Raw genomic sequence first — 18898 nt, forward strand, 5'->3', positions numbered from 1 at the left:
GCAGCCCGGTGGCGTGCTTGCCCACGCCACCGGGGTGATGACTACGCCGGCCGCGCGTTCTCGGCGTCTGCCCGGGACTCATCAAGCATCCGTTGCACGCGCTGGCCCAGCACCTCAAGCGAAAACGGTTTCACGATGAGCTCGATGCCGTGCTCCAGAAAGCCCCCGCCCCGCGCCGCGCTTTCGGCGTAGCCGGTCATCAGCAGCACCTTCAGCCCGGGATGCGCCGCGCGCGCGGCGTCGGCCAACTGGCGGCCGTTCAAGGCGGGCAGCCCCACATCCGTCACCAACAAGTCCATATCGTTCGTGTGCAGGACGAGTTCCAGGCCGGCCTCGCCGTCAGCGGCGGTCAATACGTGCATGCCAAGTTCGGCCAGGCATTCGCGCACCATCTCGCGCACATTGGCGTCGTCTTCCACCACGACCACCACCGACGGATTGGCGGCGTCCTGTGTGCCGTGCGCAGCGGGCTCATGGCGCATGGCCGCGTCACGCGCGCCTTCGTAGCGCGGCAACAGCAGCCGGACGGTTGTGCCCTGGCCTACGCTGCTTTCCAGCGTTGCCGTGCCGCCCGCCTGCTTGGCAAAGCCATAGATCATGGACAGCCCCAGGCCGGTGCCCTCGCCCAGCGGCTTGGTGGTGAAGAACGGATCGAACGCGTGGGCCAATACGTCGGGCGGCATGCCCACGCCTACGTCGCTGACCGACACTTCCACGAATTGCCCTGGGCTGATCCCGGGAAACGGGCGCAGCGCGGCCTCGTCCAACTGCGTATTGGTGGCGGCCACCGTCAGCGTGCCGCCATTGGGCATGGCGTCGCAGGCATTGATGACGAGATTGAGCAACGCGTTCTCAAACTGGTTCCGATCGCAACTGACCGTCCACAGATCGGTTTGCAGATTGAATTGCAGCTGCACCCGTTCCCCCGTGTAGCGATGGAACAGGTCGGCCATCGATTGCAACGTGGGCGCCACGCTAAAGGGCTTGGGGTCAATGGGCTGACGACGCGAAAACGTCAACAGCCGCTGGGTCAGATGCGCGGCCCGGTTCGCGGAATCCATCGCCACGGTGATGAAGCGCTGGGCCTGCTCGGGCGTGCCGGCGGCCAGCTTGCGCTGGATGAGGTACAAGGCGCCCGTGATGCCTTGAAGCATGTTGTTGAAGTCGTGGGCGATGCCGCCGGTCAGGCGGCCCACGGCTTCCATTTTTTGCGATTGCCGCAGCGCCTGTTCGGTATCGCGCAGCGTTTCCGCCTGCACCTTCAGGTCGGTGTCGTCGCGCCCGGTCATGTACAGGCTGTCTTGCGACCACGACATGCTCCAGGTGATCCACCGGTACGTCCCCTCACGGGTCAGTAGACGGTTTTCCATATGGCGCACGGCCTGGGTCGGATTGCCCTGCGCGGCTTGCGCTATCGCCGCGCGCGTGGCGGCCTGGTCGTCCGGGTGGATCAGTTCGGTCAGCCCCATGGACAGGAATTGTTCCGGCGTCCAGCCCAGGATAGGCCGCACGGCCGGGTTGACGCTGACGAAGCGGTCCTGACTATCCACCACCGCCAGCAGCTCGGGCGACAAGCGCCAGATCCGGTCGCGTTCCGCGATGGCGTCTTCCACGCGCTGCTCCAGCGTGCGGGCATATTGCGAACGCTCGACCGCGTCGCACAACCGTTCGGATACCTCTTCAATGAAGGCAATGTCGCCGGCCTTGAGCCGGCTGCCGGCCTGCGGGCGTACCCACAGAGCACCGTCCTGACGACCCCAACGGCGCATGGGCACCACGATGGCGGATGGCCGGACCTCACCATTCTGTTGGGCAACCAAGGGTTGCAAATGCGCCGTGCGCCCTTTGCGCATCGCCGCCTGGAACTCTTCGCCCAATTGATCGGGCGCCAGGGCTTCGCGCGTTGCAAAGTCGGATTCCGACCGCCAACAGGCGGACAGCGTTGCCGGCTCGTTCTCGCCGGGCCAGTCCACCACGGCGACCAACCCCAGGGCCAGGTGCTGGCCCAGCCCCGCGCAGGCCGCATGTTCGATCTCTGCCTGATGGTGCAGTTCGCGCATCCGGTCCACCAGCGACAACAAGAAATTCTTGCGATGCTGGCCTTCCCAAAGTTCGGTTTCGGCGGCTTTGCGGGCCGTCACATCCAGGAACAACGCCATCATGCAATCATCGCCGTCCTTGCGGGCGCGCGCCTCGTACCAGGCCTCTTTGGGGCCGGGCACGGCAAATTCGAATTGCGTCGGCTGCCCGGTCTCCACGACCTGGGCAAAGGCGTCCATGATCTGACCCGGCACGCCGGGGATCATTTCGCGCAGAGTATGGCCCAGCGTGTCGCCTTCTTTCATGCCGCTTTGGCGTTCAAAGGCCGGGTTGACCTCTAGAAAGCGGAAGTCCACGATGCGGCCGGTTTCGTCACGCAGGGCTTCACTAAGGAAGAACGCTTCTTGCATGCCGTCGAACATGGCGCGCCAGCGCTCACCGCTGGCGCGCAGCGCGGCTTCGGTCAGGTGCCTTTCGATGGCCAGCGCGGCACTGCGCGTCACCAGCGCAATGGCGTCGATGTCATGGGCGGACGGCGAACGCGCCACCCCGTAGTAATTCGAAAATACGCCCAGCAAGCGTCCGTCCGGGGCCTTGATCGGCGTGGACCAGCAGGCTCGCAGGCCGTGCTCCAAGGCCAGCTCGCGCCAGGGTTCCCAATCCGGGTGTGACGCAATATCCTCGGCGTAGACCGGGTTGCCGGAACACGCCGCAGCGCCCCAAGAGGCCATGTGAGGGCCAATGGCGGTGCGCTGCACCGCCAGACTGAATTCGGGCGGCAAGCTCGGAGCGGCGGTGTGCACCAGATATTTCCCGGTGTCGTCCACCAGCGCGATGGCGGCCCGCAGTTGCACGCTGGACTGGGCCTCGATGGCGTGCAATACGTGTTCCAACACGTGCGCAAGCGGCATGCCGGCCGCAATGCGCTGCAACATAATCCGTTCATCCTCCAGACGGGCGAGCGTATCGGTCCATGGGTGGGATACGCGATCCTGCTTCTTCAACATTTCTGCCCCTTTACCAGCCAGTACTGTATTGCGGGGGCCCGCCGCGATGCCGAAACGCAAGGTAACGCGACGCTACCGATCCTGCCCCGCCTCCAACCGTAAGACGCCCAGCGCCCAAGGTTTGTCCACCTGACGCACTGATAGCCGTGCGCGGGTAATGCGTGTCCCGCACCCGCCAGTATGCGCCGTCGCGGGCGCATCCGGCTTGGCCAGTGGAGGATACGCGGCGCTCAGACGGTCATCAAACCGCTGAAACGAGACGTCTTGTCTGTTACGGACCCCTGAGGAACGTCGGGAACGTCGGCGAACCGCACCGGCGGCAAGGGAAATCCATTACTGACGCATTCCGATGGCTTAAATATCATCCACAGACCATATCGGCACGGCAGCCCGTCCCGGGTCTGCAATAGACGTTCGCCTTAGAACGCCGCGCGCCTTTCGCTCTCCGGTCGCGGCTGGCCAGCGAACTCTACAAGGTGGGGCGCCCGATGCCGAATTCGACCGAACTTCTGCGCGATATCCACGAAACCAACCTGATGTACCTCCTGCTGCTGCAACGCATGGCGCGCACCTGCGACGCCACGGCGCTGGCGGGCATGCAGATGTCTCCGCGCGCCTGTCAGTGGTTGGCCGAACTGGAGCCACACGCGCTGACCCGGCTGGCGCGCAGCAGCGTGCTGCTGGCACAGCTGAACGTAGCGCCACACCTGCTGTTATCGGCGCTGAGCCGCGGCATGGATGCGACGCTTGGCGCTCGGGGTGAGACGGCGGCCGCCTCGCCACAAGCGGTGTTCAAGGCCGAGGCCTGACGGCGCGGCGCGGGCCGTGCGCGGTCGGCTGAAGTCGCCGCCGGGCCAGAATTGACCCGATTGGGCCAGATTTGTCTCGATCTAAGTCGTTGATTCGCAAGCGCTAATTTTTTATCGAGCCAGATTTGGCCTGATTCGGGGGAAAAACAGGGGAATGTAGGCCCGGTCCGCCTGTGTGCGCCCGTCATAAGACGCCTGGTTTTTACACAAGCCAATGATATAAAAGGCTTTATTTTATTGGCGTTTGGTCTGGCACGGATGTTGCATCAGGCCTGCCATGGCCCATTCATCCGACCTGCGTTTTACCTTCGTGCCCGCCGCCCGTGGCGTGGCGTTCGACGTTATTGAATTCACGCTGGACGAGGCCCTGTCCGAGACCTATCGGCTGGAGCTTGATTTATCCAGCTTCGACCCCGCCATCGACTTTGGCGCGCTGCTGGATCAAACAGCGCTGTTCACGCTATGGCGGCGCGATGTGCCCGTGCGCCACGTGCACGGCATCGTCACCGCCTTCGAGCAAGGCGACACCGGCTTTCGGCGCACGCGCTACCGCGCCGTGGTCGAACCGTCGCTGGCGCGCGCGGCGCTGTGTTCGGACTGGCGCATCTACCAGCAACTGTCCGTGCCGGAAATCCTGGCCGATGTGTTCAAGCGCCATGGCATTACCGACTACAAACAGGTCACCACCCACAACCACCTGGTGCGCGAATACTGCGTGCAAGCCGGCGAAACCGATCTGGATTTCGTGGTGCGCCTGGCCGCTGAAGAAGGCTACTTCCACCGCTACGCCCATACCGAAAATTCCCACCGCCTGATTCACGGCGATCGCATCTACATCCATGGCGAGATCGCAGGCGGGCCGGTCATCTACAACCCCACGCCGGGCGGCGACCAACACCAGCCCGCATTGCATCGTTTCATCTACACCGAACAACTACGCACCGCCCGCCAGACGCAACGCGACTACACCTACACGCACCCGCAGTACGACCAGGAACACACGCACGTCGCCACCGACCTGCAACATCAGGACACCCGCTACGAACGCTACGACTACCCCGGCCGCTACAAGCGCGACGAGCCAGGCAAACCCTTCACGCAAAGCCGGCTGCTAGGCTTGCGCCGGGACGCGCGCATGGCACAGGTGCACGGCGACGACGCGCGCCTGATTCCCGGCGTGGCGTTCGACCTGACCGGCCACCCGCGTGATGACTGGAACCACGGTTGGCGCCCGGTGCGCATGCGCCACCATGGCATCCAGCACACCAGCCAGGAAGAAGACGGCGCGGGCGCTGAAGAAGGCACGCGCTATGGCTATACCGCCGACATCGTGCCCGACAAGGTCGATTGGAAACCCGAGCCCAGCCGAAAGCCGCTAGTGGACGGCCCGCAGATCGCTAGCGTGGTCGGCCCGCCCAATGAAGAAATCTACTGCGACGAATTCGGCCGCATCAAGGTGCAATTTCCGTGGGACCGGCTTGGCCAGAACAACGAGCACAGCTCGTGCTGGATTCGCGTGTCGCAGAATTGGGCCGGCGCGGGCTGGGGCCACATGGCCATCCCGCGCATTGGCCAGGAAGTCATCGTCAGCTTTCTGGACGGCGATAGCTCGCAGCCGATCGTCACGGGCAGAACGCACCGATCGATCAACCCGCCGCCGTACGAGCTGCCGCGCCACAAAACGCGCATGACGATCAAAAGCCAGACACACAAGGGCGAGGGCTATAACGAACTGCGCTTTGAAGACGAACACGATCAGGAAGAGATATACGTCCACGCGCAAAAAGACCAGAACATCCACGTCAACCACAACGAGACCACCTTCGTCGGCAACGACCGAAGCGAACAGGTCGAGCATGACGAAACCATCACCATCGGCCACGACCGCGGTGAATCGGTGGGCAGCGATGAACAGGTCCACATCGGCCAGGACCGCCGCCACACCATCGGCCAGGACGACTTCCTGACCATCGACCGCAACCACACCATCGCCACCGGTCGGGACCGCACGGAAGACGTGGGCAACAACCGGCGCGACAAGACGACGGCCAATCACTGGATTGAAACGGGCGGCCATGTGGAACATAAGGTGCAGGGGCATTTCCAGGTGCATGCGGGCGAGCGGATCGAGGGCAAGACGGTGACGCTGGAGTTGCAGGCCGCGCAAAGCGTGGTGATCAAGGGGCCGGGCGGCACGATCAACATTGACGATTCCGGCATCACCCTGGACGCGGGCGCCCTGGTATTCAAGGGGCCCATCAATCAGCAATCCGGCGCGGCCAGCGGCCCGTCGATGGCGGGCGCCGCTACCCCAGGGCTTGCCATGGACTTGCTTTGCGCATTGCGCGCCGACGGCACCTGCCCGCGCGTGCCCTGCCCTTGCGGCATGCAAGGAGCCTGACGATGACTGCCCTTGAACAGGCCGGCTGGCCGCGTCAAATCGTGCGCGTCGTGCAAGCCCCCAGCATGGACAGCCTGGCCGACGATCGCGCGAGCGCGGATACGAATTCTTGCCCTGGCTACGGCTCTGCCTCTGCCTGGCTTTGGTTGGATGGCGCACGGTCTGCCACGCTGGAACACGAGGTGTCGTCATTGCAGTCCGGCGTGGATCGTCACTGGTTATGGCGCGGCACCGATTGGGAATACCAGCCGCCGGGATATCGCCATGGTCCGTTGCTGACGCCCGCCACCGCGCCGCTGCTGCAAGCCTTTATTGACGATTGGGCACCCCGGCAAATGGGTGTGCTGTTGTTTGCCGGCGATGACGCGCCGGCAAGTGCACACCTGAAGCACCTGCGTCTGATGCGGGCGCCCGATGGCTTGCCCATGCGATTCAATCTGACGGCCACGCGCCAATTGGAAGAGCTTTGCGAAGGTTTGCCTGCCGATCGTCTCGTAGAACTGCTGGGCCCGATACAAAGGCTGATCTGGCTCACGGCGAACGACACAGGTGCGCAATGGCTGCAAGCGGATATTCCCGAGCCGAATGAAAGCGCGCCAGACCCCAGGGGCTTTGCGTTGTCGGCGGCTGACGAAGAGGCTGTCAACAGCGCCAGTTTTGCCTACTTCATGCGCGAAGCCGTGCGCCGCCACGTGCCGGCCGATCTGGCGGCAAGCCACCCGGTTACCCATGCCAAGCTATTGCATCAGATCGCGCTGTTTACCGACGAAGCCGGGCGGATCAACCTGCATCTCGAACGCGACATTCACCACTACATCGAACTGCGGCTGCACTTTCCCCAATTGCCGTTCGAGAAAGATGCCGAATTGCGCGCCAACCTGGCCCGCCGCGACGAATCCGGGCTGCTGCGCCTGAACCACGCGGAACACCGCTTGAACACGATCACCGCCGCGATGGCATCAGGAAAGCAATCATGATTCATCTGCAATGTCCCAAGGCGCTGCAACCGCCCCACCCCAGCGCCAAGATACTGGGTAAGGCGATATCCCCGCCGCCTTGCCGGCGCGGCATCCCCTTGTATCCCCTGCGCTATGGCATCACCGATGAACCCTTTGATGCCGAGGTGTTCAGTACCTTGAGTACCGTCGGCTATCCGGCGCTGAGCGACGGCAAAGCCTACGGCTTGCGGGTACTGCGGCCACGCAGCTATGTCTACCTGTTCGTGCGCCAGAGCGGACGCATGTGGACGATCCACTATCAGGTCACCGACAACATCCGCTTCGCGCCTATCTGGTGGACCGAAGCCGACTACAAAGGCGACGTGCCGGGCCGCGCGACCGTACCGGACGAAACGGGCGCAGCGCGCTACCTGCTTGCGCCTCCTGACCTGCAAGACGAGACCGCGCATGTCATGGTCAGCGACACGCTACTGAGCCACGCCGCGCTATGGGCCATTGAAAACAACAAAGAAAGTTGGCGCAGCCTGCTGGCCACCCCTGTAAAAATTGCGGGCGGCGAGCAAGCGCACGTGTTTCCCGCTACCTTGCTGCCAGAAGTCCGCGAGCTGTCCCAGACCGTGCTGCGCCAGTATCCCTGGAGTGAAAGCCGGCCACACACCGACGGCATCCTGTCTACCCAGAACGCCATGACGGCCGCGACGCGGCCCCGCACGGACATCCAACCCCAAGCCGTTGTCGTGCAAGATCTGGCGGGCATGCTAAGCGAATTGAACATGCTGGTGGGCAGCAGGCTGGCGGATTTGCAGACCTACGGCGCCGACGCGGCTCACAAGCTGCGGGTGTCCCAGATGATCGATCAGTTGGGCAATCTGGCCGGCGATGAGGCCGGACACCAAACCCTACGAAATGACCCTATCGGCAGCGCCATGGGGCCGGGCGTCACCGGCCCGGACGTTCTGGCGGCCAACGAACGCGCCAACCAGGCGCGCCTGGCCGCGCACCGCAAGCGTACCGTCCATGCTCGAAATGCCGCACGCGCCCACTTCGCCGAACACCATCCCAAGCAGCTGCAAGCGCACGCTGACGACGTCGTCCGTGCGGCCGCCGATCTTTGGGCGGTCTTCAACAGCCAGCGCAAGACCTACGACGCCATCGTCGACGTACACACGCCCGACACCCAGGGCTATCTAGACTTGCGCTGCCTTGCGGGGCATACCCTGCCGGCCTTGATCCACTGCACAGCCGGCAAGCACTTCTTGCTGGCGCAACTCGAACCCGACGGCCCGGTGGGCTTATTGGAAAAAGCCGTGCTGGGCGCGCCGGAAGTTATCAGCTACGCCAAGCTGGCCAGCGGCACCGTCCGCCAGGCAACGGTCAATGCGTCCTTGGCCGCGCTGCAAAAAGTGCTGGAGACGCTACCGGCGGACGGCGCATCCAATCAGCTGAGCGTGATGCTGGGCGCCTTGGTCGCGCACGGCCAATTGAAATCGCCCGGCGCATTCTGGACCAGTGTGTACCGCCCGATCATGGAAGTGCTGGACGGCACCCTGGCGCGCGCCCACGACGTACCGCTGCCCGAAGTGGGCAATTGGGTGCGAAACAGCATGGGGCTCACGGGCGTCAACGGCTTTCGTCCACAGACCGTCGACCGCGCCGTGCAGACCCTTGTCACCTTGTATGACACCGAGGACGTGCAGGAGCGGCTGGAGCAATGCCGAAAATTGCCCGGGCGCTTGCGCTTCTGGCACAACGCCCGCCTGGCGCTAGGCGGCGTCGCGGCGTTCGCCACGGTCTACAGCGCGGGAGAAGCATTCAAGGCGCTGGGGCGTGAGGATGGATTGACTTTGGGGAATGCGCTGAATGCGACTGGCAAGGTTTTGGGGGTGGGCGCCGCTGGGGCGACGATGACGAGGTTTTGGTTTGAGAAACAGCGGGACTTGGCGAAGGTGCGGGGGGAGACGGGGGTGGCAGCTGCGTTCAACAGGGCGGCGAAGACCTGGGAGTTTGCGGCGATCGGGACGGCCGCTGTGGCCGCAATCGCAATTGGCACAAAGGACTGGTGGGAGGCCGCCATGCAAAAGAGCGGCCAAGTCGCGACCATCAGCTTCGTCAGTGGTTCAGTGCAATTTGCCGCTGGGGGGATTGGCTTCTTGCACCTGTGGGGAAAACTACGCCCTTGGGAGGTGGCTAGGGCGGCCATTTCCAGCTCATTACTGTTGAAAGGTACAACTGGAGTGGCTCGACTTAGCTCCGGCACGATCGGGTGGATCCTTCTTGGAATCGAAGCGCTTTATCTCGGCCTTCGCCACCTCCACCAAACCACGGTCGACGAGGCGAGGGTCGAGACATGGATCCGACGTAGCGTATGGGGCATGCCAGGCGGGCTTGAGCCCTTTGCTAGCGATGAAGAAGAGCTGCAAGAATTCCATCGCTTGTTCCAGGCGCCCAGCATGCAAAACGACATCGACGTAATGAAGGTCTTGGCTCCTTCCCTGAAATCGAGGCTAGCGACGGTATTAGGAGTGCCGGACGACGTCCGTTCGGTTTCCGTCTTCTTGGCAGGATGGCGGTCGCAAATCAGCCAGTACTCGATCAGCCAGCAGCAGGCCCCGCGCCTGGGCGAGTTCTCAGGCCGCGAGGTGCGTTACGACGACCCGGACCGAGTGACCGTGATAAACGGTGTCGGCGTCGTCAAAATTGCCACGAACGCCCTGTTCGGCACGACGACGGTGAACTATCGCCCCAATGGTTTCACGGATTCCGACTACGAGATGGAGGCCAGCTCGTCATGGTGAAAAAGCTTCGCGCCATCGACCCCGCCACCATCCCGGATGCCGCAGTCGAATTCAAGCGTCAATGCGCACGTCTCGACGAAAGCTTGTATTTCGCCGCCCTGCCCGACATTCGCTACGCCATGGATCCCGAGCAGCTATGGCTGACCGAAGACGTGTCCGATCCAGAGCAGTTCAACGAGCAATATATTGAGCCGCGTACGGAAGGGCAGCTTACGTTTTTGCTGCAACTGTCGACGCTCGGCGTGTCCATGTCCGTGACCATCGTGTTCATTCTGGCCCCCCTGTTCGGGGAGTACCAGCACAAGGGCGCCCTCATCTGTATTCCTTTTTTACTGATGGCGGCGGCGGGTTTATGGTTAGTAACCAATTCTGCCATGTCGCGCATCCGATTTAATCGGCAAGCGCAATTGGTGCACGTCTCTTATGGCGATACGGTGCTGCACTTGCCATGGCGCGATGTGCGGCCCTACACCGAATTCGGGCACGGCTACACGCTACGCTTATGTTTCCCGCAGCCTTATCTGGAGACGATGCAAATGCCGTCCCAGGATCCCGAGAGCATCAGAAAGAGTAAAAGGCCGTTTATCGTCGGAGGCGACTTTGACGTGCACGATCAGACGTTCTTCGACAACAACCTTCACCGACTGGAGTTCATCCGCCGCTATATGGAGCACGGGCTGAAGGCAATTCAAGCCGACCCAAAGTACGTCGAGCAAGGCCTGGTTCGCAAGCCGACCGGCGACGACAAGTTGGAATGGTTGAACGGGCTGAACAATATCGCAGTCGTCTTCCTTTTCTTCTTCAACCTCTTCACCCTCAAACCCCTGCTCGACCGCTGGATCAAGCACAAAGCCAGCACCTTCCGCTGGCCGGAAGAAGTCGAACGCCTATGCACCCCGGGCGCGGACCTATCCGCCTACGACACGCGCCCCGTCAAGTCCAGCGCCCGTTACTTCTATCGCTATGCCGGAATGGACAAGGGACTGATCTTTGTGGATCACAAAGGCAGACAAGTTCATTTGCGTCGCTCGGAGTAGTAAGAGAAGACATGGCAAGCAAACAGCTCCGCATCATCGACCCCGCCACCATCCCGGATGCCGCAGTCGAATTCAAGCGTCAATGCGCACGTCTCGACGAAAGCTTGTATTTCGCCGCCCTGCCCGACATTCGCTACGCCATGGATCCCGAGCAGCTATGGCTGACCGAAGACGTGTCCGATCCAGAGCAGTTCAACGAGCAATATATTGAGCCGCGTACGGAAGGGCAGCTTACGTTTTTGCTGCAACTGTCGACGCTTGGCGTGCCCATGTCCCTGACCTTCGTATTCATTCTGGCCCCCCTGTTCGGGGAGTACCAGCACAAGGGCGCCCTCATCTGTATTCCTTTTTTACTGATGGCGGCGGCGGGTTTATGGTTAGTAACCAATTCTGCCATGTCGCGCATCCGATTTAATCGGCAAGCGCAATTGGTGCACGTCTGTTATGGGAATACGGTGCTACACCTGCCATGGCGCGATGTGCGGCCCTACACAGAATTCGGGCACGGATACGCGCTACGTTTATGTTTCCCTAGGCCCTACCTAGAAATGATGCAACTGCCGTCCCAGGATCCCGAGAGCATTAGAAAAAGCAAAAGGCCGTTGATCGTTGAAGGCGACTTTGACCTGCATGACCAGACGTTCTTCGACAACAACCTTCACCGACTGGAGTTCATCCGCCGCTATATGGAGCACGGGCTGAAGGCAATTCAAGCCGACCCAAAGTTTGTCAAGCAAGGCCTTGTCCGTAAACCCACCGGTGACAACAACGTCACCAGAACCGGCGGATGGAGCGATATCTTCAATGTCTACGACATCCTCTTCAACCTCTTCACCCTCAAACCCCTGCTCGACCGCTGGATCAAGCACAAAGCCAGCACCTTCCGCTGGCCGGAAGAAGTCGAACGCCTATGCACCCCGGGCGCGGACCTATCCGCCTACGACACGCGCCCCGTCAAGTCCAGCGCCCGCTACTTCTATCGCTACGCCGGAATGGACAAGGGCTTGATTTTCGTCGACCACAAGGGGCGGCAGGTTCAGCCGCGCAATCAAGCGGGTTGACCGGCGTTTGCGCGACGTGAGCCGCTGGTACGCCAGGCCAGGCCGGCGCTGATGGCTAATGCCAATGCCAACAAACCGCCTGCCATCGCGGCAACGCCGGGCCATTGCCGGGCGGCCCAGAAATGGCCGCCCCAGGCGCCCAGCACGCTGGACCCCACGTAATACACCAGCAGGTACAGCGATGCAGCCAGTGCCTTGTAGCCTCGGGCCATCTGGCCCACCCAGCCGCTGGCGACCGCGTGCGACGCGAAAAAGCCGAAAGTAAACACCACGATCCCGGCGATCAAGATGGGCAAGGAGTCCGACAAGGTCAGCAGCAACCCGGCCAAGGCCAGACCCGTCGCGGCGGACAGCATGGCGCCCCGGCCGTGGCGGTCGGCAAGGCGGCCGAAAAACGTCGAGGCAAAGATGCCGACCAGATACACAACGAAGATGAAGCCGATGAACGTCTGGCTAAGCGAAAACGGCGGCAGCAGCAGGCGGAAGCCTACGTAGTTGTAGACCGTGACAAACGCGCCCATCAGCAAGCCGCCCATGGCGAACAATGCGCATAACGGTCCGTTCTTCAGGTGCGCGCCGACGCCCGCCCGCACATCGCCCAGCACACCGGCCCACCCACGCCCGCGCTGCGGCGTGAAGCGGCGCGAGGCGGGAAGCAGCCACATGAACAACGCGGCGGCCGCGATGCCCACGACCCCCAGCGTGCCCATCGCGGCGCGCCAGCCAAAGTGATCCGAAACCAGCCCGGTGATGACGCGGCCTGACAGCCCGCCAAACGCGCTTCCGCTGATATACAGGCCCATCACGAAGCCTAGCGTGTCGGGTTCGACTTCCTCGGCCAGGTAGGCCATGGCGACGGCGGGGACGCCGCCCATCGCCACGCCTTGCAGCGCGCGCAGCGCCAGCAGGCTTTGCCAGTCGGGCGCCACGGCCGCGATCGTGCCCAGCGCGGCGGAAGCCAGCAACGACCAGGCCATGACGCGCTTGCGCGGCAGTGCTTGAGAGAACAGGCCCACAAAAAAGATCGCAATCGCCAGCAAGCCCGTGCACAAGGACAGGACCAGGCTGCTTTGCGCGGGCGACACGCCAAAGGCGCCGGTGAACAGCGGCATCAACGGCTGCACGCAATACAACAGCGAAAACGTGGAGAAGCCCGCGGCGAACAAGGCCCATTGCGCGCGATGCAGCTCTGGCGTGCCGCGCGCCAGATAAGGGGCGGACGTGGGGGGGCAGGAACTGGCGCTGGGGGCAGACATGGAAATCTCTGAAAGACTAGCGAGCGACGCGCCCGCAGATCAAAAGTAGACTTTTCGTCTTCATATGTCCAATATATGAAACCCCTACCGCCCATACTTTAAAACGATGGAACTACGACATTTGCGCTATTTCACGGCCGTGGCCGAAGAATTGCATTTCACGCGGGCGGCGGCGCGTTTGGGAATTGGCCAGCCGCCCTTGAGCCAGCAGATCCAGCAGCTGGAACGCGAAATCGGCACACCGCTATTTCTCCGTCTGCCCCGAGGCATCGAGATGACCGAAGCCGGCGCCCAGTTCCTGGAAGACGCGCGCGCCATCCTGGCCAGCGCCGACCGCGCGATCGACACGGCCCGGCGGCTGGGACGCGGCGAGCGCGGCGCGATCACCGTGGGCTTCACGGCATCGGCCGTCTTCCACCCCTATCTGCCTCGCGCCATTCGCGCTTATCGCGACCGCTATCCCGACGTGCGCATCACCTTGACGGAAAGCAATACCATTTCACTGCTGCGCGGGCTGCGGCTGGGCGAGGTAGACATCGCCTTTGTGCGGCCGCCCTACCTGCTGGACGCGGAATTCGAATCCGAACGCGTCCTGGACGAACCCATGCTGGTCGCCCTGCCCCCCGATCACGCCTTAAGCCGCCGCCGCAGCGTACCGATTGCGGCGCTGGCCGATGAGGACTTCGTGCTGTACCCCCGCCCCATCGGCGCGGGCCTGTACGACGCCATCCAGTCCGCCTGCCAGCGCGCGGGGTTCGCGCCGCGCGTGATTCAAGAGGCGCCGCAAATGGCGTCCATCGTCAGCCTGGTGGCCGCCGGCGTTGGCATTTCCATCGTGCCCGCCGCCATGCGCCACATGGGCGCGCAGGGAATCGAATATCGCCCGATCAAGGGCGACGCGCCGCACGCCTTGCTGGACATGGCCTACCGCCGCCATGACCGGTCCATGGCCGCAGGCAACGCCGTATCGTTGCTGCGCCAACTGGCGCACCCGGAGCGCGCGCAGCCGTCCACCTAATGCCCGTAGTGCCCTGTCGCGTTTGTCATCTTCTGTAAAACCCGCGCCTTGACACCAGAGTAAATTGCGCTACCGCTGATCTGTCCCTAAGCCGGGACGCAGCTTCAGATATCAACCTTTTCAAAGGTGAACCCGTGCGACGTACTCTCTTGGCCTTGGCCCTTGCAACGATTCCCGGCTTGGGCGCTGCCGCCGCGCTGACCTCCGCCATCGGCGCGGTGACGGTCTATCAGGACCGCGCGGTTGTCACGCGTTCGGCCACCAGCGAGTTGGCGGCGGGCGAGCACGAGCTGACCCTGGAAAATCTGCCGGCATCGTTGCAGGAGAATTCCCTGCAAGTGTCGGCCAAAAGCACGGGCCAGGCCTCGTTGCTGGACGTCAAGGTGCGCGACGCCTTTAACGCCGACACGGCCAATGAACGCGTCCGCGCCTTGCAAGACCAGGTGCGCAAGCTGGAAGACCAGATGGCCCAGCTGGATGACGAGGCTGCGGTGCTGGACAACCAGCGCGAATTGGTCTTGATGATGCAGCGCGGCGCCACCGAGCCCTCCAAGGACAGCGCCCGCCTGACCCTGGACGAACTCAAGGCCATCCAGACGCTTAGCGCGGACAGCCTGGCCAAGACCCTGGCCGGCCTGCGTCAGGTCGCGACACGCAAAGAGGCGCTGGAACGCGAGCTTGCGGCGCTGCAAAACCAGCTGAACGTGGTGCAAGGCCAGATGAGCCGCCGCACCAAGACCGTTACGTTGCGGGTCAACCTGGCGCGTGCGGGCAAGGTCGATCTGGCGGTGTCGTACGCCGTCGCCGGCGCGCGCTGGACGCCCGCCTATGACGCCCGCCTGCGTCCCGCCGACCGCAGCGTGGACTTGGGTTACTTCGGCGTCATTCGCCAGAACTCGGGTGAAGATTGGAACAACGTCAAGCTGACGCTGTCCACTGCCCGCCCCGCCTTGGGCGGTGGCGCGCCGACCTTGCAACCGTGGATCATTGATGTGGCCGCCCCGCCGCCGCCGCCGCGCCCCATCGCCGCGCCCGCGCCTGCCGTATCCAGCGAAATGGCCATGAAGCGCGCGCCGCGCGGTGCCAGCCAGGCCTATGCCGAGAGCGCACAGGCCGACGCCATGCCGGAACCGATCGACGTGCGCACCGCGCAGGTGCAAAACGAGGCCACCAGCGCCTCTTTCCAGATTCAGAACCCGGCGACGCTGCCCTCGGACAACTCTACCCAGCGCGTGGCAATCGCAACCGCCAAGCTGCCGGCCACGCTGCAATACCAGTCCACGCCCGCACTGCGCGAAGCGGTATTCCTGACGGCGCAGGCCAGCAACAATACCGAGTTCCCGTTCCTGGCCGGCCCGCTCAATACCTTCCTGGACGACGCTTTCGTCGCGTCCAGCGCCATGAAAGCGGTGATGCCCGGCGAAAAGGTCGAACTGGCGATGGGCGCCGACGACGGTATCTCGATCAAGCGCCAGCTGGTCAATCGCTACACCGAAAGCACGGGTTTCTCTGGTAGCGGCAAGCGGGTGACGTACGAATACAAGATCACGGTAAAGAACAACAAGGCCACCAAGGAACAGGTGTCGTTCAAGGACCGCCTGCCGGTCTCGCGCAACGAGAAAATCGTGGTCAAGCTGCTGTCGCCCGCAGACCGCGACATCAAGCGCGAAGAAGACGGCAAACTGGTCTGGAACTGGGACCTTGAACCGGGCAAATCCCGCGAGACCGTTCTGAAGTTCTCGATCGACTATCCCGGAGACATCGACGTGTCCGGCATCTGATTGCGCCGCCTGCCGCCTGCCGCCGGCTGCTTCAGTGCTGGCGGCAGAATTCGATGAACGCTTCCGGCTCCAGGGGGATGGACAGGCCATAGCCCTGGGCCACGTCGCAACCCAGTTCGCGCAGCAATTGCAGGTCGCGTTCCTGCTCGACCCCTTCGGCCACCACGCGCCGGCCCAGCACCCGGCCCATTTCAATGGCCGCGGCCACCACCGCCCGCGACGCCGCTTCGCGGTGCATGTGGACGATAAAGTCCCGGTCGATCTTGAGTTCTGTAAAGGGCATGGCGGAAAACAGCCGCATCGAGGCGATGCCCGCGCCGAAGTCGTCCATGGCCAGTTCAAAGCCGCGCACGCGCAGCAGGTTCAACGCGGACGACAGCGCCAGCCAGTCGTTGACGGGCTCGTCCTCGGTCAGTTCAATCTTGATCAAGCGCGCCGGCAGTCCCGCCTGCGCCACGCGCTTTTCCAACACTGCGGGCATATCGCGCGAACACAGCGTGGACGCCGACGCGTTGATGGCAATGGGCACGGCGATGCCTTCGGCGTGCAGCGTTTGCTGCACCTCCAGCACGCGATCCGTCACGCGTAGAAACAGCATGCGATCCATGCCGAGCCGATGCGCGGCCGGCACGAAGTCCACGGCCGATATGGCGCCCAGTTCGGGATGATCCCAGCGCGACAGCGCTTCGGCGGCCAGCACTTTGCCGGTGGACAGGCTCATCTGCGGTTGCAACACCACGCTCATGCCCACACCGGTGATCAAGGCCCGACCCAGTTCGGCTTCGACCACTTCGCGGCGGATGGATTGTTGCTGGGGCGTCGTCACGTCCTCGGCGGCCAGCCCGACCTTGATGGCCTGTTGCATGGCCGTGCGGGACACCGGCTTGGACAGCGCCTGTGCCGACGGGCAGCCGGCTTGCAGCGCCAGGCGTACGTGCGACTGCAACAGCTCTTCGCTAAGGCTGCTGATCCAGATGATGGGAGGCATGCTCTTTAGCCGGCCGACATCCACCAGGCGCCGCAATTCGTTGGGCATGTGGGTGCCGTCGCCGTCGCTCATGACGATGTCGCTGATCACCAGGTCGTAATACTGCCGGCTTAACGCGCTGACCGCTTCCGTGCTGTTGCCCAGACCGGCAACCCGTCGATATCCCAACGCCAGCAGCATGTTCTGCAAATAAGCGCGTTCAACGGGGTGGTCTTCAACGAGAAGAATTCGTCGAGCGGCTCCGGCGTCGGTTTTTGGCATTCGTTCCGTCCTAGCTGATAGGGCGGGCCCAGGCAGGCGGCCGCGGGTTCTGTTCGGGGGTCCGTTCGGGTTTCCATGCTACGGCATTCGCTTGGGATCTGTCGCCGCCGGCAAAGGGCTAAGGCAATTTCCGGGCCGATAGGCGTAGGTTTAAGAAGACCCTGGCCGCAATTGCCTCCCCCCGTTGTCCAGGCGCAACGCGCGGGCTCGTCCAGACGGACGCAGCCCTGGTGCCGGGCGCTGGGCGCGCGGGTGCGATAATGGCCGCCTTTACGCATCTTGCGCAGCTTGCGCATCCACGGCACGGAGCTTCCCTTGACCCGCATTGACGACCCCCAGCACGACCGCGAGGTCGGCACGGCCGACTCGACCCAGGACAACACGCGCACCGACGACACCCGCATCAGCGCCGTTCGTCCTTTGATTTCGCCCGCGCTACTGCAGGACGAACTGCCCGTATCCCCCGCCATCCAGACGCTGGTCGAAGAAAGCCGCACGCAGATCGCCAACGTGCTGCATGGCCGCGACGACCGCCTGCTGATTGTCGTGGGCCCCTGCTCCATCCACGACCATGGCCAGGCCATGGACTATGCGCGCCAGCTGCGCGCCGCCGTCGACCAGCACAAGAAAGACCTGTTGATCGTCATGCGTGTGTATTTTGAAAAGCCGCGCACCACGGTGGGCTGGAAGGGTTACATCAACGATCCGCGCCTGGACGGCAGCTTCCGCATCAACGAAGGCCTGCGTCGCGCGCGCGAACTGTTGCTGGACATCAGCGGCCTGGGCCTGCCGATTGCCACCGAATTCCTGGACCTGCTCAGCCCGCAGTACATCGCGGACCTGATCGCCTGGGGCGCCATCGGCGCGCGCACCACCGAAAGCCCCAGCCACCGGCAGCTGAGCTCGGGCCTGAGCTGCCCGCTGGGCTTCAAGAACGGAACGGACGGCGGCGTGCAGATCGCGGCCGACGCCATGGTTGCCGCCAGCGCCAAGCACGCTTTCATGGGCATGACGAAGATGGGCATGGCCGCCATTTTCGAAACGCGCGGCAATCAGGACACGCATGTGATCCTGCGCGGCGGCAAGCAAGGCCCCAACTACGATGCGGCCAGCGTCGACGCCTGTTGCGCCGCCTTGCGCGCCGCCGGCCAGCGCGAACAGGTCATGATCGACTGCTCGCACGCCAACTCCAACAAGTCGCACCTGCGCCAGATCGACGTGGCCAACGACATCGCCGCGCAGCTGGCCCAAGGCGATGCGCGCATTACCGGCGTCATGATCGAAAGCCATCTGGAAGAAGGCCGCCAGGACCTGAAGCCCGGTCAGCCGCTGCGCCGTGGGGTGTCGATCACCGACGCCTGCCTGGGCTGGAGCCAGACCGAACCGGTGCTGGAAACGCTGGCACAGGCGGTGCGCCAGCGCCGCGTGAAAGTAGGCGGCGCCGCGTAAGCGCACGCCCACGGGGGCCGTCACCGCGACCGCCCC

Annotated in this window: 12 protein-coding genes; 9 read left to right on the forward strand and 3 right to left on the reverse strand. The window is 63.5% G+C overall.

The genetic code is table 11. From position 1 onward, the window contains the following. Positions 1 to 41: 41 nt before the first annotated feature. Positions 42 to 3047 (reverse strand): PAS domain S-box protein, encoded by a 3006-nt coding sequence (locus ACNPP0_RS24905; RefSeq protein ID WP_448707291.1) that lies wholly within the window; start codon positions 3045 to 3047, stop codon positions 42 to 44. Between the two features lie 488 nt (positions 3048 to 3535). Here ACNPP0_RS24905 and ACNPP0_RS24910 point away from each other — a divergent pair, with 488 nt between their 5' ends. From ACNPP0_RS24910 to ACNPP0_RS24935, 6 genes are all read left to right on the forward strand, one after another. Further along, positions 3536 to 3856 (forward strand): flagellar transcriptional regulator FlhD, encoded by a 321-nt coding sequence (locus tag ACNPP0_RS24910; protein ID WP_332608118.1) that lies wholly within the window; start codon positions 3536 to 3538, stop codon positions 3854 to 3856. Between the two features lie 277 nt (positions 3857 to 4133). Continuing rightward, a complete protein-coding gene (gene tssI, locus ACNPP0_RS24915) occupies positions 4134 to 6257 on the forward strand; it encodes a type VI secretion system Vgr family protein (protein WP_448707292.1) in 2124 nt (707 codons plus the stop codon). A 2-nt stretch (positions 6258 to 6259) separates the two neighbouring features. Continuing rightward, positions 6260 to 7234, forward strand: a complete 975-nt coding sequence (locus tag ACNPP0_RS24920) for a hypothetical protein (RefSeq protein ID WP_448707293.1) — start codon at positions 6260 to 6262, stop codon at positions 7232 to 7234. Then, positions 7231 to 10011 carry a toxin VasX gene (locus ACNPP0_RS24925; protein WP_448707294.1) on the forward strand — a complete coding sequence of 927 codons (2781 nt, stop codon included), beginning with the start codon at positions 7231 to 7233 and terminating at the stop codon, positions 10009 to 10011. Before ACNPP0_RS24920 ends, ACNPP0_RS24925 begins: the two co-directional genes overlap by 4 nt. Next, a complete protein-coding gene (locus tag ACNPP0_RS24930) occupies positions 10005 to 11048 on the forward strand; it encodes a hypothetical protein (RefSeq protein WP_448707295.1) in 1044 nt (347 codons plus the stop codon). Before ACNPP0_RS24925 ends, ACNPP0_RS24930 begins: the two co-directional genes overlap by 7 nt. An 11-nt stretch (positions 11049 to 11059) precedes the next feature. Then, positions 11060 to 12109, forward strand: a complete 1050-nt coding sequence (locus ACNPP0_RS24935; RefSeq protein ID WP_448707296.1) for a hypothetical protein — start codon at positions 11060 to 11062, stop codon at positions 12107 to 12109. On the opposite strand, the gene ACNPP0_RS24940 is transcribed toward ACNPP0_RS24935, so the two are convergent. Continuing rightward, positions 12097 to 13365 carry an MFS transporter gene (locus ACNPP0_RS24940; RefSeq protein ID WP_448707297.1) on the reverse strand — a complete coding sequence of 423 codons (1269 nt, stop codon included), beginning with the start codon at positions 13363 to 13365 and terminating at the stop codon, positions 12097 to 12099. The genes ACNPP0_RS24935 and ACNPP0_RS24940 overlap by 13 nt on opposite strands. A gap of 106 nt (positions 13366 to 13471) precedes the next feature. On the opposite strand from ACNPP0_RS24940, the gene ACNPP0_RS24945 reads away from it, so the two are divergent. Together ACNPP0_RS24945 and ACNPP0_RS24950 are read left to right on the forward strand one after the other, a co-directional pair. Continuing rightward, the gene (locus tag ACNPP0_RS24945; RefSeq protein WP_448707298.1) at positions 13472 to 14383 is read left to right on the forward strand and encodes a LysR family transcriptional regulator; all 912 of its coding nucleotides are present in this window, start codon (positions 13472 to 13474) and stop codon (positions 14381 to 14383) included. A gap of 134 nt (positions 14384 to 14517) precedes the next feature. After that, the gene (locus ACNPP0_RS24950; protein ID WP_448707299.1) at positions 14518 to 16164 is read left to right on the forward strand and encodes a mucoidy inhibitor MuiA family protein; all 1647 of its coding nucleotides are present in this window, start codon (positions 14518 to 14520) and stop codon (positions 16162 to 16164) included. Positions 16165 to 16195: 31 nt separating this feature from the next. Here ACNPP0_RS24950 and ACNPP0_RS24955 read toward each other — a convergent pair whose 3' ends face one another. Beyond that, positions 16196 to 17413 carry an EAL domain-containing response regulator gene (locus ACNPP0_RS24955; protein WP_332608109.1) on the reverse strand — a complete coding sequence of 406 codons (1218 nt, stop codon included), beginning with the start codon at positions 17411 to 17413 and terminating at the stop codon, positions 16196 to 16198. A gap of 315 nt (positions 17414 to 17728) precedes the next feature. Here ACNPP0_RS24955 and ACNPP0_RS24960 point away from each other — a divergent pair, with 315 nt between their 5' ends. Further along, complete coding sequence (locus ACNPP0_RS24960; protein ID WP_332608108.1) at positions 17729 to 18862, forward strand: 3-deoxy-7-phosphoheptulonate synthase; 1134 nt, start codon at positions 17729 to 17731, stop codon at positions 18860 to 18862. The last annotated feature ends 36 nt before the right edge of the window (positions 18863 to 18898 follow it).

Source organism: Achromobacter semiaridum (assembly GCF_053543755.1).